Source organism: Pseudomonas sp. Fl5BN2, assembly GCF_009908205.1.
In the GTDB taxonomy this organism is placed as follows: Bacteria; Pseudomonadota; Gammaproteobacteria; order Pseudomonadales; family Pseudomonadaceae; genus Aquipseudomonas.
Genome location: NZ_JAAARL010000007.1, coordinates 175,640 through 196,022, shown reverse-complemented (window position 1 = coordinate 196,022; position 20,383 = coordinate 175,640). Strand labels below are relative to the sequence as shown.

16 protein-coding genes are annotated in these 20,383 nt (G+C 62.9%); 6 read left to right on the top strand and 10 right to left on the bottom strand.

Annotated features, from left to right (window positions below; genetic code table 11):
* Positions 1-99: 99 nt before the first annotated feature.
* Genes GV819_RS12310 through GV819_RS12295 form a run of 4 tightly spaced genes read right to left on the bottom strand, consistent with a single transcriptional unit; the run spans position 100 to position 3,914 of the window.
* Positions 100-1,194 carry a polyamine ABC transporter substrate-binding protein gene (locus GV819_RS12310; protein WP_161756356.1) on the bottom strand — a complete coding sequence of 365 codons (1,095 nt, stop codon included), beginning with the start codon at positions 1,192-1,194 and terminating at the stop codon, positions 100-102.
* 47 nt (positions 1,195-1,241) lie between these two features.
* Positions 1,242-1,583, bottom strand: a complete 342-nt coding sequence (locus tag GV819_RS12305) for a cupin domain-containing protein (protein ID WP_161756355.1) — start codon at positions 1,581-1,583, stop codon at positions 1,242-1,244.
* Between the two features lie 57 nt (positions 1,584-1,640).
* Positions 1,641-3,047, bottom strand: coding sequence for an NAD(P)/FAD-dependent oxidoreductase (locus GV819_RS12300; RefSeq protein WP_161756354.1), 1,407 nt, complete (start codon positions 3,045-3,047; stop codon positions 1,641-1,643).
* A gap of 51 nt (positions 3,048-3,098) precedes the next feature.
* Positions 3,099-3,914: a helix-turn-helix domain-containing protein gene (locus GV819_RS12295; protein ID WP_161756353.1), complete on the bottom strand. Its 816-nt coding sequence runs from the start codon at positions 3,912-3,914 to the stop codon at positions 3,099-3,101.
* Positions 3,915-4,180: 266 nt separating this feature from the next.
* Between GV819_RS12295 and GV819_RS12290 the strand changes: the two genes are divergently transcribed.
* Entirely contained in the window at positions 4,181-4,450 is a 270-nt protein-coding gene (locus GV819_RS12290) for a DUF1652 domain-containing protein (protein ID WP_161756352.1), read from the top strand.
* A gap of 62 nt (positions 4,451-4,512) precedes the next feature.
* Here the strand turns inward: GV819_RS12290 and GV819_RS12285 are convergent, their stop codons facing one another.
* Complete coding sequence (locus tag GV819_RS12285; RefSeq protein ID WP_161756351.1) at positions 4,513-6,978, bottom strand: UvrD-helicase domain-containing protein; 2,466 nt, start codon at positions 6,976-6,978, stop codon at positions 4,513-4,515.
* A 274-nt stretch (positions 6,979-7,252) separates the two neighbouring features.
* Here GV819_RS12285 and GV819_RS12280 point away from each other — a divergent pair, with 274 nt between their 5' ends.
* Complete coding sequence (locus GV819_RS12280) at positions 7,253-7,948, top strand: pirin family protein (protein WP_161756350.1); 696 nt, start codon at positions 7,253-7,255, stop codon at positions 7,946-7,948.
* Between the two features lie 102 nt (positions 7,949-8,050).
* Here the strand turns inward: GV819_RS12280 and pgm are convergent, their stop codons facing one another.
* Positions 8,051-9,697, bottom strand: a complete 1,647-nt coding sequence (pgm, locus tag GV819_RS12275) for a phosphoglucomutase (alpha-D-glucose-1,6-bisphosphate-dependent) (protein WP_161756349.1) — start codon at positions 9,695-9,697, stop codon at positions 8,051-8,053.
* A 235-nt stretch (positions 9,698-9,932) separates the two neighbouring features.
* A complete protein-coding gene (locus GV819_RS12270; protein WP_161756348.1) occupies positions 9,933-10,955 on the bottom strand; it encodes a zinc-dependent alcohol dehydrogenase family protein in 1,023 nt (340 codons plus the stop codon).
* Between the two features lie 269 nt (positions 10,956-11,224).
* On the opposite strand from GV819_RS12270, the gene GV819_RS12265 reads away from it, so the two are divergent.
* A complete protein-coding gene (locus GV819_RS12265; RefSeq protein WP_161756347.1) occupies positions 11,225-12,139 on the top strand; it encodes a LysR substrate-binding domain-containing protein in 915 nt (304 codons plus the stop codon).
* A gap of 55 nt (positions 12,140-12,194) precedes the next feature.
* On the opposite strand, the gene qhpR is transcribed toward GV819_RS12265, so the two are convergent.
* Positions 12,195-13,274: an AraC-like transcriptional regulator QhpR gene (gene qhpR / locus GV819_RS12260; protein WP_368668892.1), complete on the bottom strand. Its 1,080-nt coding sequence runs from the start codon at positions 13,272-13,274 to the stop codon at positions 12,195-12,197.
* A gap of 185 nt (positions 13,275-13,459) precedes the next feature.
* On the bottom strand, positions 13,460-14,476 hold the full coding sequence (locus GV819_RS12255) for a phosphotransferase enzyme family protein (RefSeq protein WP_161756346.1): 1,017 nt from the start codon (positions 14,474-14,476) through the stop codon (positions 13,460-13,462).
* Between the two features lie 215 nt (positions 14,477-14,691).
* Between GV819_RS12255 and fabG the strand changes: the two genes are divergently transcribed.
* From fabG to GV819_RS12240, 3 genes are read left to right on the top strand one after another with little or no spacing between them, the layout of a single operon-like run.
* Complete coding sequence (fabG, locus tag GV819_RS12250; protein ID WP_161756345.1) at positions 14,692-15,465, top strand: 3-oxoacyl-ACP reductase FabG; 774 nt, start codon at positions 14,692-14,694, stop codon at positions 15,463-15,465.
* 31 nt (positions 15,466-15,496) lie between these two features.
* A complete protein-coding gene (locus tag GV819_RS12245; RefSeq protein ID WP_161756344.1) occupies positions 15,497-17,047 on the top strand; it encodes an APC family permease in 1,551 nt (516 codons plus the stop codon).
* A gap of 11 nt (positions 17,048-17,058) precedes the next feature.
* Positions 17,059-18,372, top strand: coding sequence for an aspartate aminotransferase family protein (locus GV819_RS12240; protein ID WP_178125049.1), 1,314 nt, complete (start codon positions 17,059-17,061; stop codon positions 18,370-18,372).
* 56 nt (positions 18,373-18,428) lie between these two features.
* Here the strand turns inward: GV819_RS12240 and GV819_RS12235 are convergent, their stop codons facing one another.
* Positions 18,429-20,333 carry an acetate--CoA ligase gene (locus GV819_RS12235; protein ID WP_161756343.1) on the bottom strand — a complete coding sequence of 635 codons (1,905 nt, stop codon included), beginning with the start codon at positions 20,331-20,333 and terminating at the stop codon, positions 18,429-18,431.
* Positions 20,334-20,383: the final 50 nt, after the last annotated feature.

Here is a 20,383-nt window from a genome sequence, read left to right as displayed (position 1 = left end):
ATTCGCCACAGCATCGCCCCCTCTCCAGTGCCCCGCGAAAAACTGCGGGCAGACCTGTTTCGAGGCCTGCCCGCAGTGCGCCTGGGTGCGACCTGGCTGTCAACTGCCGCTGCGCACCTTGTTCCACAAGCGGGTACGGATGCGGTCGATGTCCAGGGGCATGGCTTCCAGGGCAAACAGCTTGTCCATCATCGCCGGTGTCGGGTAGACCTTGGTATCGTCCTTGAGCGCCGGCTCGATCAGGCTGTCAGCCTGCTGGTTGCCGTTGGCGTAGTGCACGTAGTTGCTGATGCCGGCCATCACCTCGGGGCGCAGCAGGTAGTTCATGAAGGCATAACCGGCTTTTTCATCCGGTGCGTCCACCGGCATGGCCACCATGTCGAACCAGATCGGCGAACCTTCCTTGGGAATCGAATAGCCGATCTCCACGCCGTTCTTGGCTTCCTTGGCCCGGCTTTCCGCTTGCAGGATGTCCCCGGAGAAGCCCACCGCTACGCAGATATTGCCGTTGGCCAGGTCGCTGGTGTACTTCGACGAGTGGAAGTAGCTGACATACGGCCGAACCTTCATCAACAGTGCCTCGGCCTTCTTGTAGTCCGCAGGGCTCTTGCTGTGGTGCGGCAACCCCAGGTAGTTCAAGGCCGTGGGTATCAGCTCGGGGCCGTTGTCGAGGATCGCCACCCCGCACTTCTGCAATTTCTGCATGTACTCGGGCTTGAAGATCAGGTCCCAGGAATCCAGCGGTGCATCGTCCCCCAGCACTTCCTTGATCTTGGCCACGTTGTAGCCGATCCCGGTGCTGCCCCACAGGTAAGGGAAACCGTGCTGGTTGCCCGGGTCGTTGACCTCCAGCGCCTTGAGCAGCACCGGATTGAGGTTCTTCCAGTTGGGCAACTGGCTCTTGTCGAGCTTTTTCAGCGCCCCGCCCTGGATCTGCCGGGCCATGAAGTGGTTGGACGGAAACACCACGTCATAACCGGATTTGCCGGTCATCAGCTTGCCATCCAGAGTCTCGTTGCTGTCATAGACGTCGTAGGTGGAACCTGTCCCGGTTTCCTTCTGGAACGCCTTGATGGTGTCCGGGGCGATGTAGTCCGACCAGTTGTAGATCTTCACCGTATCGGCGGCCTGGGCCAGGGACGCGGCCAGGAACAAGGGGCTGAACAACAGCAAAGCGCAAGTCTTGCGGATCATGAGTCGATACCTGTGGCTGGTTTTGTTATTGGCAGGCAATCAAAGGATCAGAAAATCAATACGTAGGTCTTGCGCACGGTTTCCTGGATATCCCAGATTCCGGTGCTGTTGGCCGGCAACATCAGTGCATCGCCGGCTTCTATGTTCAGGGGCTCGCCGTGGTCGGGGGTGAAGGTGCAGCGACCCTGGATGAAGTGACAGAACTCCTGGGCGACGATCTGCCGCCGCCAGCGGCCCGGGGTGCATTCCCAGATGCCGGTCTCGACCCCGTCGTTGCGCTCGACAGCCGTCACCGAAGTCACTGCGATCGGAGTACCCAGGGGCACGGCCACCGGTGCCGATTCATCCAGGGTGACCGTGGCGGTGTTCTTGAATTGCGTAATGCTCATGGTTGTACCTTTGGCGGGAAAACCCGAACGGACATCGTTCGGTGCAAGAAACCTGGTTCAGTGCATGAAACCTTCCATGAACCCGGCGAGCCGGCTGGCCAAGCGCCGCCGCCAGGGGGCCGAGGCCGGGTTGGCCAGGGTCTGGTCTTCATGGACAAAGCTGCGAATGATCGCGTTGTAACCCAGCCAGCGACACGGCTCCGGCTCCCAGGCCCGCAGGGCGTCAAGGCCGCTCTCGGGCAACACCCAGGGCTGGCGCACCAGCGGGCTGTCCCGTTCGAGGATCAGCTCAGCCAGGGTCCGCCCGCCAAGGTGGCTGGCACCCACCCCTTCTCCGCCATAACCACCGGACAAGGCGATGCCCTTGCGCCGGTCGCAGAGCATGTGCGGCTTGAAGTGCCGGGACATGCCCAGGTTGCCGCCCCAGGAGTGAGTGATGCGCACATTCTTCAGTTGCGGGAACAGCTCGCCGAACAGATAACGGCGCAGCGCCACCTCATCCTGGCTCAGGTCGAAGTTGTGGCGCAGTTTGCCGGCGAACTGATAACCACCGCGGGCACCAAACACCAGGCGGTTGTCCATCGAGCGCTGGCCGTAGGTGACCTGGCGGCTGCTTTCGCTGAAGGCTTGGCCCTGGCTCAGGCCGATCTCATCCCAGATCGACTCCGCCAACGGCTCGGTGGCCACCAGCAGGCTTTGCACCGGCAACTGATAACGGCCCAGGGGCGGCAAGGTCACCGAGTAGCCTTCCACCGCGGGCACTATCCAGTGGCTGCGCACCGCCGCGTGGGCGGTCTGCAGGCTGCCGGACTGCCAGTGGGTCACTGGGCTGTTCTCGTAGATGCTCACCCCCAGGCGCTCCACCGCCCGGGCCAGGCCGCGCACCAGCTTCGCCGGCTGGATGGTTGCGCAATGCGGCGCATAGATGCCGCCATACGGTTTGGCCACGCGGATCTGCTGGGCCAACTGCTCGGGGTTGAGCCAGCGGTAGTCGTCCTGGTTCAGGCCCTGGGCGTAGAGTGAATCCAGGTACTGGCGCAGGCTGGTTTCCTGCTCGGGGTAGCGGGCGGCGCAGTACAGCACCCCGCCCTTGCGGTAGTCGCAGTCGATGCCCTCGCGCTGGAGCACCCTGGCCACTTCATCGGGAATGCCATGCAACAGGTCGAAGGAGGCCCGGCGCTGCTCCGGTGACAAGCCGGCCAGCAGGCGGTCTTCCCCCAGCAGATTGCCCATCAGCCAACCGCCATTGCGACCCGAGGCGCCAAAACCGGCGGTCTGCGCCTCGATGATCGCGACCTTGAGCTGGGGCGCATGGCGCTTGAGGTAATAGGCAGTCCACAGCCCGGTATAACCGGCACCGATGATCGCCACGTCCAGATCCAGGTCCTGCGCCAGCGACGGCCGCGACAACAGCGGCTCGTCGAGCTGGTCCATCCACAAACTGATACTGCGCCACGCTGGCATGCAAGCACTCCGCAACCCGAACTTCGAATGCGGCGATCCTAGTGCCTGCCCTCAGGCGCTGTCTTGCGCGCGTGCACGCAAAGAAATTTGCTTGGCATAGGCCTTGGGCGACTGCCCGGTGTGCTGGCGAAAGCAGCTATAGAACGCCGACAGCGAATTGAAGCCAGCGGCAAAGGCCAGCTCGTCGATCCGCAGCGGTGGCGTGGCCTGGTCCAGGGCCGCCAGCAGATGCTGCAGGCGCGCCTGGTTGACGTAGCGATAGAAGCTTTGCCCGAGCACCTGATTGAGCAGGTAGGAAATCTGGTTGCGGCTGTAGCCGCATTCACGGGCCACCCGTTGCAGGTCCAGTTCCGGGTCGAGATAAGGCTGCTGGCGTTGGAAGTACTGCTGCAGGTCCTCGGCCATGAAACTCAGCTGGCGCGGCGACAGCCCCAGGCGACTGGCCGCCGGACGCAGGCTGTCCGAGGCTTTGCTCGGCACCGGCTCGCGCACCAGGGACGCGTATTCATTGACCCGCCAGATCAGCCCGTCACGCACGGTAATGGCTTCACTGGAGCGAAACGACACCAACCCCTGGCCGCCCCGCAACGTCACCTGATACTGGATAAAGGCGGTGTCGCCATCCAGGCGGATGCGATCGCTGTGCTCCAGGGCCTCGTCGGGCGCGCGCGGCATGCTCACGCGCACGTATTCACGCAGCTCATCGAGGCCCAGGGTACGGTTCTGGAAGAAGTCGTGATACTGCACTTGCGGGTGGTACAGCGCCATCACGCCATCCAGGTCACGGTGCTTCCAGCACAAGTGATAACGCATCACGATGTCGCCGGTGGCCTGGGTTTGCAGCGGCCCGTCATCAGGGGCAGACATAAGCTTCTCGAACAGACAAAAAACCCAGCTTGCCGAACTTCGGCAAGCGCTTCAATGAGCAGCTGCTGGCGGCAGGCGACGGAGCCCGGCGGATGGCATGAGTTGCAGCAGAAACCCTCAACCAACCGCCGGACGGTGGTTAAAAAAACTGCGAGCGGTCACCTGCCGATGCTATTTTTAAACCCTCAACCGATCGGGTCATTGACGATCCGGTCGTTCCTACCGCGAGCACAAGGAAGCGCTCAATGAATCAAGGTGGGCCGCCGATGAACAGAGTCTGGGCCAGTAAAGTCACCTTTCCAAACGCCTGCCAGCTGATGCGCTGGCATTTTCATCCCATGGGTTTCGAGGCCAACATGGATGCGCCTGGCAGCATGATCGCCAGGCTCTTCGACCGTGCCAGCGGCGAAACCATGCTCGCCATCGCCGGTATCCCCTGTGCCACGCTGATGAGCGCCGCGGATGTCGAACGAATAATCGAGGCAGTGGAAGACGAACTGGAGGCCTTTTCTCCATCCCTGGCATTCAAGGCCTGAACACACTGCGCTAAACAACACCCTGACCTATAACCTCAAGCCCGCCTCGCCAGCGGGCTTTTTCAGGTTGCTTGCCGCAGGTCCTGGAAGTACGGCTTGTCGCGGGGCACCCGATCCGAAGCCTTGGGCGCATTGCCCGCCGCCGACTCCTGGCGATCGACGTACCAGTAGCAATGCTTGACCGCCCGAGTGATGCCGACATAGGCCAGGCGCAGGATCTCGTCCTTCTGCGCGGTGTCGTAGGGTTCGGCGTCGCCGTCCTGGCCAAGCCCGGCCATGCGATACAGCTGATTCTTGTAAGGCGAACTGCTCAGGTGCTGACAGTCACCCAGCAGGAACACCGCATCCGCCTGCAACCCCTTGGCACTGTGATAGGTCAGTTGCTTCAAGCGGCGAGCGGCTGGAGGCAAGCTAGAATCAACATTAACTATTTGTGAAATATGCTCTTGAATCAATAACTTATCGCTAGTTTTTCGAAACAACATCAAGATGCTATCGCCTTGCCGATAGTGCTCCGCCAAGCGCTGGGCCAGCCCCTGATCGTCACGATCCAGCACCTGCACCGGCCATAGCTCCCTGGCTTCGCCGCTGGCCTTGGACTTCTTGCCGGCAATCGCCGGGACCACCCGGACAATGTGCTCGGCCGCGTCGATCACATGCTGGTGGCTGCGGTAGTTCTCGCTGAGCATCACCCGCGTGGTCCCCGGGGATGGGAACTGCTGGTTGAACTCGATGAAATACTTGGGCGAACTGCCCCGCCAGCCGTAGATCGACTGCCAGTCATCGCCGACACACAGCAAGGAGGAATGCTGGGCGCCGCGCCCCACGTGCAGGGCCGCGCCACGGCTGCGAATCTCCCCGAGGCAGGCCTTGACCCAGGAGACGATCTGCGGCGAAACATCCTGGAACTCATCGATCATCAGGTGCGCCAGCGGCCTCAGGCAGGCGTCGCTCAACAACTTGAGGTTCTCCGGCGAGCGCTCGCTGAACAGGGCGAACATCCGGTTGTAGGTCATGATCGGCGGCGACTGGTCCAGCAGGTGGTCTTCCAGGGCCCGCCAGAACAGGCTCAGGGCCTCAAAGAAGAAACGGTCCGGGTCATCCTGGGCAAAGCTCATGTTTCCGACGGCAGCGCCGACATCCAGGCCCAGGTTCTCGATGAAAGCGGCTGCCGCGACAAAACAATCCAGCAACGGCGCCGAACTCAGCTCACCCTTGACCCGGTAATCGAAGCCCGGACCAGCACTGACACTTGCCGAAAAAGCGCCAAGAGAACGCTTTGAATGCTCATAACTATCAAGCCAAATCAATGGCTTACGGCAGAAAGCTTGAAATAGGGTGCGCTTGACCGCCCACTCCGCGCGCACCGTCAACTTGGCTCCTGGCCGGGTGATCTGCGGACTTTCCCGAGGATCGAAACCCAGTACCACCCAGGCATCCAGCTCCGGCGCATAGCCGTGGCAATGGAACAGCGAGCCGTTGATCTCAAAACTCTGGCGCTGCGGCTCGATGCCCTTGATCGGCCAGGCGCCCGCACGAAACCACAGGTCCTCCACCGCATCACAGAGTTCTTCATCGCGCTTGGCCGCCAGCTCGGTGACCGCCATGCGCTTTTGTACATCGGGATGATCGCGTTCCAACTCCTTGAGTTGCAACGCATGGCGCAGCAAAGGCTTCAAGGCCAGGCGAAAGCGCTCATCACTGCGGTAGAGCGCCTGATAGCAGGCATTCAGGTGGTTGCGCTGGACGTCGTTGATGCGCAGATCGAAAGGATTGCTGTCGACCTCGTCCTCGGCACCTTGCAGTCGTTCGCTGAGGTTCTCGAAAGCCTGCAGGCGCTCGAAGCCCGGCAGGCTGCGGACCATGGGCAAGAGCCGCGAATGGAAGGTGCGCACCAGCTCCCGCGCCTCCCTGGGGTTGAGCATCCGGCCCCACAAGGCGAAGACTTCCACCAGCTTATTGATGAAGTCCTTGCGCGACTCCCGGGTGAAAGTCACCACGGTCATCGAGTCCAGTTCGAACCCCAGGTAGTGGGCGAGCAGCAACAGGCGCAATACCAGCGAGGTCGACTTGCCGGCCCCGGCTCCGGCAATCACCGCGGTGGCCGGAGTCTCGCTGAAGATCATCTTCCACTGTGCGCTACTGGGCTGGGAGTGGGCCGGCAGCAAGCGGGCGACATCGGCCTTGAAGCGCTTCTTCAGCTCGGCGGTCAACGGCAGGCGCCAGTCATCGAACAAGCGCTCATCCACCCCGGGTGGCCGGTGCTCGGTGTTGCGGCTGTCGCGGATCAGCAGCACCTGGCGCCCTTCCTCAAGCCCTTCGAGCCGACCTTCCTGGTAGCCATAATCGACCCCGGCAGTGTGACCGCTGCGAAAACCGTCGGCCTGGCCGTGCAACCAGGACGCTCGATGCTGTGCTCGCAGGCGATTCAGGCCATGGCCAAAAAAACGCGCCGCCAGGCGTTTCAACAGGGGCATCTGGGCCAGCGGTAACAGTTCGGGAGGCAGATCGGGGGTGTGTTGCGACACGCGGACTCCAGGGGATGAGGCTGAGCGGTTATGGTCAGCGGATTTTTTCATGGTATCCAGCAAATTGCTTGCAGGTCATTAACTTAAGCGATGAATCGCAGGTTTGACACCAGCTATCGAACAAAATAACTATCTAATTTTACGATTGGATTACGGCATTTTTTGCGCTTTTTTTCGATCTATAGCTGATAGAAGATGCACCTCATCAACCAACGGTTATCGTTTCTTGGCCCGAGTGTAACGTGCCATGACGAGCCCTAATGAGGAGACGATCATGCTTGAACTCAGACCTTTCAACTCCCTGGGTGGCGCTCACCACGGCTGGCTGGATGCCCATCACCACTTTTCCTTTGCCGAGTACCACGACCCCAAGCGCATGCACTGGGGCAACCTGCGGGTCTGGAACGACGACGTGATCGCCCCCGGCACCGGCTTCCCACAGCATCCGCACCGGGACATGGAAATCATCACCTACGTTCGTGAAGGTGCTATCAGCCATCAGGACAACCTGGGTAACAAGGGCCGTACCGAGGCCGGCGACGTGCAGGTGATGAGTGCCGGCACCGGGATCGCCCACAGCGAATACAACCTGGAGGCCACGCCGACCAAGATCTTCCAGATCTGGATCATTCCCAATCAGGCGGGCTCCGCGCCGTCCTGGGGTGCCAAGCCGTTTCCCAAGGGCCAGCGCGAGGGTTTCGTGACCCTGGCCAGCGGCAAGGCAGGCGATGAAGAGAGTTTGCGGATTCGTGCCGACGCACGCCTGGTAGCGGCCAACCTGAAGGCCGGCGAGACTGCGGAGTATCACTTGGACAGCGGACGCCGGGCGTATCTGGTGCCGGCTACCGGGGTGATCGAGATCAATGGCTTGCGAGCCGAAGCTCGAGACGGTGTCGCGGTGCAGGATGAGCAGGTGCTGCGAGTGACGGCGCTGCAAGACAGTGAAATCGTCCTGGTCGACCTGGCTTGAAACGATCCGCGCAATGAAAAAAAGGGGCGACCGTACTGGTCGCCCCTTTTTTTGTCTGGCATGTCCCGGTTCGCCGACCAGCCGGCGCTTGCGGGCTGCCGGTCAGTTGCCGCTGATCGCTGCGTCCACCAGGGTCTGGGCTTCCTGCACCAATTGCTTGAGGTGGTCGTCGCCGATGAAGCTTTCGGCGTAGATCTTGTAGATGTCCTCGGTGCCGGACGGCCGTGCGGCGAACCAGCCGTTCGCGGTCATGACTTTCAGGCCGCCAATCGCCTGATCATTGCCCGGCGCCTGGCTGAGGATCTGCTGGATCGGCTCACCGGCCAATTGGGTGGAGGTCACCTGCTGTGGCGAAAGCTTGCTGAGCAAGGCCTTTTGCTGCGGATTGGCCTTGGCGTCGACCCGGATCGAAAACGGCTCGCCCAACTCATCGCACAAGGCGCGATAGGCCTGGCTTGGATCACGTCCGGTGCGGGCGGTCATTTCCGCTGCCAGCAAGGCCGGGATCAGGCCGTCCTTGTCGGTGCACCAGACGCCGCCGTCCTTGCGCAGGAAGGACGCACCCGCGCTTTCTTCACCACCAAAGCCCAGGGAGCCATCGAACAGGCCATCGGCAAACCATTTGAAGCCCACCGGTACTTCATACAAGCGCCGGCCCAGACGTGCCGCCACCCGATCGATCAGCCCGCTGCTGACCACGGTCTTGCCCACGCCGGCATCGGCGCGCCATTGCGGACGGTTCTGGAACAGGTAGTCGATGGACACCGCCAGGTAGTTGTTCGGCGCCAGCAAGCCACCGCTCGGGGTGACAATGCCGTGGCGGTCATGATCAGGGTCACAACCGAAGGCCACGTCAAAGCGATCCTTCAGGCCGATCAGCCCTTGCATGGCGTAGCTGGAAGACGGGTCCATGCGAATCTGCCCGTCCCAGTCCACCGACATGAAGCGGAAGGTGGCATCCACTTGCTGGTTCACCACCTCCAGGTCCAGCCGGTAGTGCTCGGCGATGGCCGACCAGTAGCGCACCCCTGCTCCACCCAGCGGATCCACGCCCAGGCGCAGCTTGGCGTTGCGGATGGCATCCAGGTCGATGACGTTGATCAGGTCGGCGACATAGGTGTTGAGGTAGTCGTGGCGATGGGTGGTTTCGGCCTTCAGCGCCTGCTCATAGCTGATGCGCTGGACCCCGGCCAGCCGCGCCGCCAGCAGTTCGTTGGCCTTGGTTTCGATCCACTTGGTGATGTGGGTGTCGGCCGGGCCGCCGTTGGTAGGGTTGTATTTGTAGCCGCCGCTTTGTGGCGGATTGTGCGACGGGGTGATGACAATCCCGTCCGCCAGGCCCGAGGTGCGTCCGCGGTTGTAGCAGAGGATCGCATGGGACACCGCAGGCGTCGGGGTGTACTCGTCACCCGTGGCGATCATCACCGTCACGCCGTTGGCCGCCAGGACCTCGAGGGCGCTGGCGCCAGCCGGGGTCGATAGCGCGTGGGTATCGATGCCGACAAACAGCGGGCCGTTGATGCCCTGGGATTCACGGTACAGGCAAATGGCCTGGCTGATGGCCAGGACGTGCCATTCATTGAAACTCAGATCGAACGAGCTGCCACGGTGCCCGGAGGTGCCAAAGGCCACTCGCTGGGTGGGAACCGATGCATCGGGTTGACCGGTGTAGTACGCCGTAACCAATCGCGGGATGTCGACCAACAATTGCGTTGGTGCCGGTTTGCCCGCAAACGGACTGAGAGTCATGCAAAACCTCTGGAAAAGGATGGTTCGGGAATGGGCCGCAGTTTACTGGCAGTTTGACCGCAACGCGACGGAATCTATCCCGGTATCCATGAGGCAATTTTTACTTTCGGTTGGTCGGCGAATGGACCATGAAGCGAGGGGTGATACGGCAGCCCGATTGCCGGCAAGCCGCGCTCAAGCCAGAGGGAGGGAGAGGAAGACGCCAGGCTTCGAGTGACCAAGCCTGGCGTTGCAATCAGGCCGGTTCGACCTGCAGCGCGACCCGTTCGCGGCATGGACACTCGTCCATGTAGCGGTGCGCCTCGACAAATTCACTGAACGGGAAGACCCGGGTCTTCAAGGGCAGCAGCACCCGATCCGCGGTCAACTGGTTGATGTCCCGCAGCGCACGCTGCAGAGCCACCTGATCCTGGAGAATCCCCAGTTCCGGCTTGCCGGTAAAGTTGCCGATGCAGTGCACGAAGAACTGGATGTTCTTCTGGAACGCCGCGCAGGCTGGGAATGGTGTCTGGTTGCCGCCTTGCAGGCCGTACAACACCAGGCTGCCACGGGGCGCCAGGACATCGCCGAGCATCGACATCTGCGGGCCGCCCAAGCCATCGAAGACCACGTCGACGCCGCGATTGTCGGTGAGCTTGTTGATCTGCATCAGCAGGTCCTGCTCTTCGGTGACGATGACTTTCTCAGCGCCGAGGGACAGCAGGTTCTCACGTTCTTCAGCGCTCTTGGTGGCGGCAATCACCCGCACGCCCAAGGCTTTGCCCAACTGCACGAAGGACGGACCGGCACAGTGACTGGCATCGGTGACCAGGGCGAACTGCCCGGGCTTGACCCGTGCCAGGTCGGCGTAGGCGAAATAGGCAATCAACAGCGGCGTGTAATGCACCGCGGCTTCGATCGGGCTGAGCACATCCGGGTAACGGGTCAGGGCCGAACGCGGTAGAACGATCAGCTCGCCGTATACCGGATAATCGTTGGGGCTTTCAGCAGGAAAGCTGGCGACCTTGTCACCGACCGCAAGGTCCTCGACACCCTCGCCCACCGCGGTGACCACACCGGCCATTTCATGGCCGAGGCCAGACGGCAGGCGAGCATGGGACGATGCCAGGTTCTGCCGCCAGAGCACGTCATACCAACTGATACCGATAGCTTCGACTCGTACCTGCACTTCGCCTGGCGCAGGCGACGAGGCCGCATGCTCTTCGCATTTGAGCACCTCGGCCGGTCCAAACTTGTGAAAACGAATCGTGCGGGACATCGCAAACCTCGTCAAATTAACCTCTAATGCCACGAACTTTATCCGGGCTTTGAAAGCAAGACTATCAGTGCCTATTAATAGTCGACATGTCTGTCATTGATTTCGTGCCCCTGGAAATCAGTGCCAGCAACGTGCCGGTGCGGTATCTGGCTACAAACAAACAACATTTAGCCGGTGCAGAGTAGCAGCCTTTACCCGTAAGATTCACGCCGGCCATTGTTCCGATATGGTCGCTCCCGTCAAGTTCGCTGACTCTGCCAGGACTCCAGATGAATCGTAATGACCTGCGTCGTGTCGACCTGAATCTGTTGATCGTGTTCGAAACACTGATGCACGAACGCAGTGTGACCCGCGCCGCCGAGAAGCTGTTTCTCGGCCAGCCGGCCATCAGTGCCGCCCTGTCGCGCCTGCGCAGCCTGTTCGACGACCCGTTGTTCGTGCGCACCGGCCGCAGCATGGAGCCTACGGCGCGGGCGACGGAAATCTTCGCCCTGCTGTCCCCGGCCCTGGATTCGATTTCCACGGCGGTCAGCCGTGCGGCGGAATTCGACCCTGCCACCAGCACCGCGGTGTTCCGCATCGGTCTCTCCGACGACGTGGAATTCGCCCTGCTGCCGATGCTGCTCAAGCGCCTGCGGGCCGAAGCCCCGGGCATCGTGCTGGTGGTGCGCCGGGCCAACTACCTGTTGATGCCGGCACTGCTGGCCTCCGGCGAGATCTCCATCGGCGTCAGCTACACCGCCGACCTGCCGGCCAACGCCAAGCGCAAGGTCCTGCGCCGCAGCCTGCCCAAGCTGCTGCGCGCCGACAGCATGCCCGGCGCCCTGAGCCTGGACGACTTCTGCGCCCGCCCCCATGCCCTGGTGTCCTTTGCCGGGGACCTCAGTGGCTTTATCGATGAAGAGTTGGAAAAACTCGGACGCAAACGTCACGTAGTACTGGCGGTACCGCAGTTCAACGGCTTGAGTACCCTGCTGGCCGGAACCGACATCCTGGCCACCGTGCCCGACTACACCGCCGAAGCACTGACCGCGGCCGGCGGTGTACGTGCGGAAGACCCGCCATTGCCAGTGCGCAGTTTTGAATTGCACATGGCCTGGCGCGGCTCCCAGGACAACGACCCTGGCGAGCGCTGGCTGCGTTCGCGGATCCAGATGTTTTTCGGCGATCCGGACAGTCTCTGAGCATCACCGCCACTCGCCGCCAATCGGCCCCTCATGCCTGACTGACAAATGACGATCATGCACCACCGCCCTCCGTACCACGATGGGCCTGGCGCCACTGGATCGGGCTGACGTCATACCAACGGCGGAACGCCCGCGAGAACGCGCTGATTTCCGAGTAGCCCAGTGACAGGGCCAGCTCGGAGATGGGCAAGGTCGATTGTTGCAGGTAATAGATCGCCAGTTCCTGGCGCACCGTATCCACCAACGTGGAAAACGTCAGGCCGCTTTCACTCAACCGCCGCTGGATGGTCCAGCTGGGGATGCGCAAGTGTTCCGCCACTTGCTCCAGGCTCGGGTAGCCGTCGCTGAGCAGGTCCCTGACCTGGGCCCGCACTTCGGCAACGATGCCGGGGCGCGCCTGGCCGCCACCGGCCACTGACAGTTTCTGCATGCTTTCCAGGAGCACCGCCAGTAACTTGGGGTCGTGTCCCGGCATCGGCCGGTTCAGTACGCTGCGGCGAAATACCAGTGCGTTGCACGGCTGGCCGAACAACACCGGGGCATCGAATACTTTGCAGTGCTCATGCCAGGCTTCCGGCTGCGGATGCTCGAAATGCACCCGCTCCGGTGCCCAGTTCTGGCCCAGGGCGTGGCGCATCAGGTTGGTAAACATGCCCATCGACAGTTCGGCGTCCTGACGCTTGCGCAGGATCGCACCGTACTGCACCTGATAGTCGAGCTGGCACCACTCGCCATCCTCCACCAGGCGCAGCAGGCTGCCTTGCTGATGCACCGGAAACGTCCTGACCACATTGCGCAGGCCCTCGCCGAGGGTCGCCGAACACATCCCGACATACCCCAGGAGCCCCAGTGAATCGGGGCGAAACTGCTGCCCGTAGCGCAAACCGAAATTGTGGTTGCCGGTCTGCCGCGCGGCCTCCTCGAACACCGAGCAATACTGGTTCAGATCCAGGCTCAGGGTCGGGTGCAACAACTGCTCCGGGTCGATACCCGCCATGCCCAGGATCCGTTCGGGGTTGCCGCCTTGCTGCTGGATGAAATCGGTCAGGCCGGTGGCCGCCGAAGCCAGGATGCCAAACTGGCCCTCATGGGGAGCGACCTGACGAATCGGGGACGTTGTGATGGCGGGCACCTGGAACCTCCTTACGCAGTCACTCTGCACAGGTGACTGACTCACGCAAGTTCCATTCCAGATCTCCGGTTTGCCCCCCGCCGCCGCCCCTCGCGGGCTCAAGCCCGCCTTTGCCGGAGAACCGGCCGAGTCCAGGCTGGCCAGCGCCGCACCGGAGCAGTGCGTAGCGGTTTGTAACATCCGCCTCAATGCCCGCGGTGCAGCATCGCACCCTGCAAACCATCCCCCAAGTAGCGACGACACAACCCCAGGGTCTGCTCCACCCATTCATGGCCCAGGCACTCGACCTGCGGCGTCCCTCGGTGAGTGCCGGTCCAGGCCAGCAGTTGCAGGCGCCGCTGCATGATCAGGGTCGGCACCATGGCCAGATCCTCGGCATCCAGGCTCAACTGCTGGCTATAACCCTCCAGCCAGTTATCGATCCACTGTGGCAGGTCGGGGTGATGCTCGAAAAAGCTCAAGCCGGCAGCCAGGTCATGCAGGTACCAGCCCAACCCGCAATCATCGAAGTCGATGATTCGGGTCTGCTCGCCCTGCACCAGCAGGTTGGCCAGGCGCAGGTCGGCATGGATCAGGCCGAAACGCCGCTCATCCTGGCCATAACCGGCCAGCTGCCGGGCGAGCACAACCAGCACTTCGCCAATCAGCTTTTGCCCGGCACTGTCCAGGTAAGGCGCCGCCTGCCATCGTCCCCAATGCCCCTCGGGCCCGAGCATGCTCGAATGATTCCAGGTCATGCGCGCAAAGCCCTGGGGTTTGCGCCAGTGGCGGGCCTGTCGATGCAATTGGGCATTGATCGCACCCAAGCGGCAAAACGAGGTATTGAGGCTGTGCTGATCCGGCTCGCGGCCGTCTATCCAATCGAACAGCACCACATAGCGACTGCCCAGCCCGGACAGGTGCACCTGCTGGATCAACTCGCCATCCAGGCCGGCAATCGCACACGGCACCTGTAGCCCTTCCTCGCGCAGCGCCGCCAGCCAAAGCAGCTCGCTGGCGATCTCCTGATACGAGTGATACGCCTCGCGATGCACGCGCATCACCGAGCGTCGCTGAGCGTTGTGCAGCAGATAGGTGGCGTTCTCCGAATGGCTCAGCAAACTCAGTTCACCGCGCAACGACGGCGCATAGGACAAGGTGGCCAAACTGGCCAGGGGGGCAATGGCATCCAGGCAGGAGGCTTGGTTCGAGGCAGTCATCATCAGCACGCTCCAGGGTCGGTAGGCCCGCACAGAATGCGAGGCTGGCGTAGACCGTCGCTTGACCCGGCACGGCGAAATCTTGACCCCAGAGCACAAGGCGCCCCTGCGCCCTGGTCGATTTGATAGTTCAGGGTAGAACTTGTGCTGCACGGTCAAGTGCCCCGGCCCCTTGGGGTCGCAACATCCAGGCAACATCACTGGAAAGGGGCTCGAAGATGCTGACTTCACTGCAAGGCAAAAGCGTTCTGGTCACCGGGGCCACCAGCGGCATCGGCCTGGGGATCGCCTACGGATTTGCCCGTCAGGGCGCGCAGGTGGCGATCAGCGCCCGCCATCGGCACAAAGTCGAAGAAGTGGCGCAGCGCATGCGCGATGAGGGTTTGCAGGTCAATGGCTTCGTCGCCGATGTGGCCCGGGGCGCTTCGGTGCGGCAATTGCTGGCAGACGTCGCCGGCACCCAGGGCGGCCTGGATGTGCTGTGCTGCAACGCCGGCGTGTTCCCTTCGGTGAGCCTGGAACAGATGAGCGAAGCCGACTGGGATGGCGTGCTCGCCACCAACGCCAAAGGCAGCTTCCTCTGCGTCCAGGCGGCCCTGCCCTACCTGCGCCAGGCCGAATACGGACGGGTGATCCTGACCTCATCGATCACCGGGCCGGTGACCGGTTTCCCCGGCTGGGCCCATTACGGCGCGAGCAAGGCCGCGCAACTGGGCTTCATGCGCACCGCGGCGATCGAACTGGCGCGCGACGGCATCACCATCAATGCCGTGCTGCCGGGCAACATCCTCACCGAAGGCCTGCATGACATGGGCGAGGACTACCTGAACAGCATGGCCGCATCGGTCCCGCTGCGGCGCCTGGGCAGTGTCGATGATATCGCCAACGCCGCGCTGTTCTTCGCCTCCCGCGAAGCTGGCTACGTCACCGGACAAAGCCTGATTGTCGACGGCGGGCAGATCCTCCCCGAATCTCTCCAGGCTCTGGCCTGAAGCTCTCATCTCAGTTATTGGAGCGCGCCCCATGAGCGAAATCTACACCGACAAGCTGCCCTTGCAGGGCACTGCCCCGGCCCGGCCCCATGAAGTCCAGCGGTTGCGCAAGAACGCCGTGGGCCTGATGGGCGTGTTGTTCATGACGGTCGCGACGGCAGCGCCGATCACCGCCATGCTCGGCAACGTGCCGATCGCCATCGGCAGTGGCAACGGCCAGTACGCCCCCGCCGGCTATCTGGTGGCGACCATCATTCTCGCGCTGTTCGCCATCGGCTACGCGCAAATGGCCAAGTACATCACCTCCACTGGCGCGTTCTACGGTTTTATCTCCCATGGCCTCGGGCGCGTGGTGGGCATGGCGGCGGGCATTGCCGTGACCCTCACCTACATCGTCTTCGAGGCGGCGCTGGTGGGCATCTTCGCCTTCTTCTGCGTCGACCTGCTGACCAGCACCACGGGGATCCAGGTGCACTGGATCGTCTTCGCCCTGGCCATGTTGGCGGCCAATGGCATCCTCAGCTACTTCGATATTTCCCTGACCGCCAAGGTTCTCGGTGTCTGCCTGGTCCTCGAAATCCTGATGCTGGCGATGATGGCATTCGCCGTGCTCTGGCACGGTGGCGGCCCGCAGGGGCTGGTGCCCGAGTCGATCAATCCGCTCAAGGCCTTCAGCCCGGCGCAGGGCGTGATCGGCGCCAATGCCGGCATCGGCCTGTTCTTCGCCTTCTGGTCCTGGGTCGGGTTCGAGTCCTCGGCGATGTACGGCGAAGAGTCGCGCAACCCGAAGAAAATCATTCCCCTGGCCACCTTGCTGGCGGTGATCGGCATCGGCGTGTTCTATGTGTTCGTGTCGTGGATGGCCATCGCCGGCTCCGGCCCGATCGAAGCGATCCGCCTGGCCCAGGATCCGGCCCAGGCCGCCGAAGTGTTCTACGGCCCCACGCGCCTGTACATCGGTGAATGGGCGGTGAGCCTGTTCAAACTGTTGGTGGTGACCGGCTCGTTCGCCTGCGGCATGGCGTTCCACAACTGTGCGTCGCGCTATATCTACGCCCTGGGCCGGGAGAACCTGTTCGAGTTCCTCGGCCGTACCGTGGGCCGCACCCACGAACGTCACGGCTCACCGCACGTGGCCTCCAGCGTACAGACGCTGATTGCCAGCGCCATCGTCCTGGCCTTCCTGTTCGCCGGCAAGGACCCCTACGCCGACTTGTACGCACTGCTGGCGATCCTCGGCACCATGGGCATCCTGATCGTCCAAGCGCTGTGCGCCTTTGCCGTGGTCTGCTATTTCCACATCGGCACCCGCCATATCAAGCAGCGCCACTGGTTCAAGACCTTCCTGGCGCCGATGCTGGGCGGCCTCGGCATGCTCTATGTGGTCTACCTGCTGTTCGCCAACCTGAACTTCGCCGCCGGCACCGCCGCGCAATCGCTGCTGTTCAAGCTGATCCCGTGGATCGTCGCTGCCAGCTTCGCGCTGGGTGCAGCCATTGCCTTGTACTTCCGGCAGTTCGATCGACGCAAATACAACATCATCGGCAGCATCGTCATGGACGACGAACGCCAAGACAGCTGAGGAGCTTCGCCATGTTGAAAGTCAACGCCTTCCAAGCCGAGCACGCTGCTGCCCTCAACGAGGCCGAGCGGCAGCTGATCGAACGTCGCCAGCGCCTGCTGGGGCCGGCCTATCAATTGTTCTACGAGCAACCCCTGCATCTGGTGAAGGGCAGTGGCGCCTGGCTGTACGACAGCAACGGACGCCGCTACCTGGACCTGTACAACAACGTCGCGTCGATCGGCCACTGCCATCCACGGGTGGTGCAGGCCCTGTCCAGCCAGGCCGCAGAGCTCAACACCCACACCCGCTACCTGCATGAGGGGGTGCTCGATTACGCCGAGAAACTCTTGGCCACCTTGCCCGGCGAACTGAGCCAGATGATGTTCACCTGCACCGGCAGCGAGGCCAACGACCTGGCGTTGCGCATTGCCCGGGACTACAGCGGCGGCACCGGGGTGATCGTCACGCGCTACGCCTACCACGGCATGACCCTAGCCATCGCCGAGCTGTCGCCGTCCGTAGGTGACTACGTGCCCCTGTCCAAGGACTGCCGGGTGGTCAACGCCCCGTTGCATGACCCGCAGCACCCGGAACGCGTCGGCCAGGTATTCGCCGCCGAAGTGCGCGCCGCGATCGCCGACATGCTGCGCCATGGCATACGGCCGGCAGCGTTGCTGGTGGACACCCTGTTCACCAGCGACGGCGTATTCGCCGACCCGCCGGGTTTTCTCGCCGAAGCGGTCAACGCCATCCGCGACGCCGGAGGCCTGTTCATCGCCGACGAGGTGCAACCGGGGTTTGCCCGCACCGGTACGCACATGTGGGGCTTCGAGCGCCACGGCCTGGTGCCGGACCTGGTGACCATGGGCAAGCCAATGGGCAATGGCCACCCCTTGGCGGGCCTGGCCGTGCGCCCGTCAATCCTCCAGCGTTTTGGCCGCAATGCCAGCTACTTCAATACCTTTGGCGGCAACCCGGTGTCGGCCGCCGTGGGCCTGGCGGTGTTGCAGGTGATCGAAGAAGAACAGTTGCAGGCCAACGCGCTGAAGGTCGGCCTGCTACTCAAGCAAGGGCTGGAAAGCCTGGCCGCCGACCATCAACGGCTCGGCGCGGTGCGCGGTGCGGGGCTGTTCCTCGGCGTCGATGTGCTGGCGCCCATGAGCGCGGAGATGGACCCGCAAACTGCACGGCACATGGTCAATCTGCTGCGCGACGAAGGCATGCTGATCGGGGTTGCCGGCGCTGCCAATAGCACCCTGAAGATCCGTCCACCGCTGTGTTTCAGCGAAGATCAGGTCGAACTGTTTCTCGCCGCAATGGCACGGGTACTGCTTCTGCTCTGAAGGTTCGGCCGATAAAAAACCCGCCGCCAGGCGGGTTTTTATTCCGGGGTAACGACCTATTCCTGCGAGTCCGGATAAAAACCTCGCTGGGCAAACAGCTCGCGCAGCTCATCCAGCACCTGCGGATCCTCGATGGTTGCCGGCACCGGCACCGACGGACCGCGGGCCAGGCCTCGAATGGTCTTGCGCAGGATCTTCCCGGAACGGGTCTTGGGCAAACGCTTGAGCACCAACACCTGGCGCAACGATGCCAACGCCCCGACGCGCTCGCGCACCCGCTCGATCAGCTCCCGCTCCAACTGCCCAGGGTCAATTTGCGCATCCTGCTTGAGGACCACAAAACCCACCGGCACTTCACCCTTGAGCACATCGTCCAGGGCCACCACCGCGCATTCGGCCACCGCCGGGTGCTCGCCCAGGGCCTCTTCCAGGCTGCCGCTGGACAGGCGATGGCCGGCCACGTTGATCACATCGTCGATACGCCCCATGACGAACACATACCCCTCGGCGTCGACGTAACCGCCATCACCGCTCAGGTAATAGCCGGGAAACGTGCTCAGGTAGCTGTCGACAAAGCGCTGGCGGTCGCGCCACAAGGTAGTGAGGACGCCAGGCGGCAATGGCAGGCGCAGGACGATATTGCCCGGCTCGCCGCAGGGCAGCGGATCACCCTGGTCGTCGACAATCGCCAGGTTGTAGCCAGGCACCGGTAAACCGGCGGACCCCGGCTTGATTGGACAGTGACAAGCATCGTGCGGGGTGCTGACAATCGGCCAGCCGGTCTCGGTCTGCCACCAGTGATCGATCACCGGGCACGCCAGGGACTGATCCAGCCAATCGTAGGTGGCAGGGTCCAGCCGCTCCCCCGCCACATACACCGCCTTCAGGCAGGACAGGTCGTGGCCCTCGCGCAATGCGCCGTGGGGATCCTCGCGCTTGATCGCGCGAAAGGCGGTCGGCGCGGTGAAGAACACGTTGACCCGGTGCTCGGCGATCACCCGCCAGAACGCCCCGGCATCGGGGGTGCGCACCGGCTTGCCCTCATAGAGCAAGGTGGTGCAGCCGCGAATCAGTGGCCCGTAGACGATATAGGAATGCCCCACCACCCAACCGATATCCGACGCCGCCCAGAACACTTCCCCGGGCTGGGCATCGTAGACCGCCTGCATGCTGTAGTTGAGGGCCACGGCATGCCCGCCGTTGTCACGGACTACACCTTTGGGTTTACCGGTGGTGCCCGAGGTGTGCAGCACATACAGCGGATCGCCGGACGCCAAGGCCACAGCCGGCACGGCTTCGGCGCAGGCCATCAGCGTCTGCCAGTCGGCATCGCGCCCGGCACGCAACTCGGCGGCGGCTTGCGGCCGGGCCACGACCACCACATGGGCCGGCGGCTGTGCCACCGACTCCAGGGCCTTGTCCACCAGCGGTTTGTAGGCCACCACGCGTTCGTACTCGATGCCGCAACTGGCGGTCAGCAGCACCTTGGGCTGGGCATCGTCGATGCGCAAGGCCAGTTCAGCCGCGGAAAAGCCGCCGAAGACCACCGAATGCACCGCCCCCAGCCGGGCGCAGGCGAGCATGCCGATCACCGCCTCCGGGATCATCGGCATGTAGAGAATCACCCGGTCGCCCTGCTCCACGCCCAGGGTCCGGAGCATGCCGGCGCAGCGAGCCACCTGCTCGAGCAATTGCCGATAGGTGAAGCGCTGTTGCTGCCCGGTGACCGGGGAATCGTAGATCAGCGCCAGCCGCTCGCCGTTCCCGGCCTCGACATGCCGGTCCAGCGCCAGGTGGCAGGTATTCAATTGCCCATCGGCAAACCATTGGTAGTGTTCGCGGCTTTGCTGCTCGAAGATCTGCTGGGGAAAGCGCATCCAGTCGAGCAGCCGGGCCTGCTGGCGCCAGAAGTCTGCGGGGTCGTCCTGGGCATGGGCGGAGGCGGTCAGGTAGGCATTCATTGCGCGTTGTCCTGTTCTTGTTAGAGGTCCGAAGGCCGCACCGCAGTGTA

Excerpts from the sequence above, each read along its gene's own strand:
- GV819_RS12235 (WP_161756343.1), bottom strand. The coding sequence starts at position 20,333 with ATGAATGCCTACCTGACCGCCTCCGCCCATGCCCAGGACGACCCCGCA.
- GV819_RS12280 (WP_161756350.1), top strand. The coding sequence starts at position 7,253 with ATGCTTGAACTCAGACCTTTCAACTCCCTGGGTGGCGCTCACCACGGC.
- GV819_RS12305 (WP_161756355.1), bottom strand. The coding sequence starts at position 1,583 with ATGAGCATTACGCAATTCAAGAACACCGCCACGGTCACCCTGGATGAA.
- GV819_RS12290 (WP_161756352.1), top strand. The coding sequence starts at position 4,181 with ATGAACAGAGTCTGGGCCAGTAAAGTCACCTTTCCAAACGCCTGCCAG.
- fabG (WP_161756345.1), top strand. The coding sequence starts at position 14,692 with ATGCTGACTTCACTGCAAGGCAAAAGCGTTCTGGTCACCGGGGCCACC.
- pgm (WP_161756349.1), bottom strand. The coding sequence starts at position 9,697 with ATGACTCTCAGTCCGTTTGCGGGCAAACCGGCACCAACGCAATTGTTG.
- GV819_RS12255 (WP_161756346.1), bottom strand. The coding sequence starts at position 14,476 with ATGATGACTGCCTCGAACCAAGCCTCCTGCCTGGATGCCATTGCCCCC.
- GV819_RS12240 (WP_178125049.1), top strand. The coding sequence starts at position 17,059 with ATGTTGAAAGTCAACGCCTTCCAAGCCGAGCACGCTGCTGCCCTCAAC.
- GV819_RS12295 (WP_161756353.1), bottom strand. The coding sequence starts at position 3,914 with ATGTCTGCCCCTGATGACGGGCCGCTGCAAACCCAGGCCACCGGCGAC.
- GV819_RS12300 (WP_161756354.1), bottom strand. The coding sequence starts at position 3,047 with ATGCCAGCGTGGCGCAGTATCAGTTTGTGGATGGACCAGCTCGACGAG.
- GV819_RS12245 (WP_161756344.1), top strand. The coding sequence starts at position 15,497 with ATGAGCGAAATCTACACCGACAAGCTGCCCTTGCAGGGCACTGCCCCG.
- GV819_RS12270 (WP_161756348.1), bottom strand. The coding sequence starts at position 10,955 with ATGTCCCGCACGATTCGTTTTCACAAGTTTGGACCGGCCGAGGTGCTC.
- GV819_RS12310 (WP_161756356.1), bottom strand. The coding sequence starts at position 1,194 with ATGATCCGCAAGACTTGCGCTTTGCTGTTGTTCAGCCCCTTGTTCCTG.
- GV819_RS12265 (WP_161756347.1), top strand. The coding sequence starts at position 11,225 with ATGAATCGTAATGACCTGCGTCGTGTCGACCTGAATCTGTTGATCGTG.